Source organism: Parendozoicomonas verongulae, from assembly GCF_009711465.1.
Lineage (GTDB): Bacteria > Pseudomonadota > Gammaproteobacteria > Pseudomonadales > Endozoicomonadaceae > Sansalvadorimonas > Sansalvadorimonas verongulae.
Genome location: NZ_SMME01000702.1, coordinates 3462 through 3688, shown reverse-complemented (window position 1 = coordinate 3688; position 227 = coordinate 3462). Strand labels below are relative to the sequence as shown.

Annotated in this window: 1 protein-coding gene; it reads right to left on the bottom strand. The window is 59.9% G+C overall.

The window, feature by feature from the left end; genetic code table 11:
* Positions 1 to 227, bottom strand: a 227-nt coding sequence (locus E1189_RS23425; RefSeq protein WP_196221138.1) for a hypothetical protein, incomplete at both ends; no start/stop codon positions are given.

The following is a 227-nucleotide window of genomic DNA, read 5'->3' as shown; positions in this document are numbered from 1 at the left end:
CATCACAGGGGGTGTTTGCCTGTCCTCTGGTCGCCTGGATGCTTAGCCGGGTAAAGATGTCCAGGGCCCTTTTCAGGTTATCCGTACCCCCCATGACCTGAAGCAGTCTGCCCAGAGCCAGTTCTATCTCCCTGTCATTACAAGGGATGTTTACCCACCCCCCGGCTGCCTGGGTGCGTAGCCGGGTAAAGATGTCCCAGGCCGCTCTCAGGTTGCTCGCGCCCCCT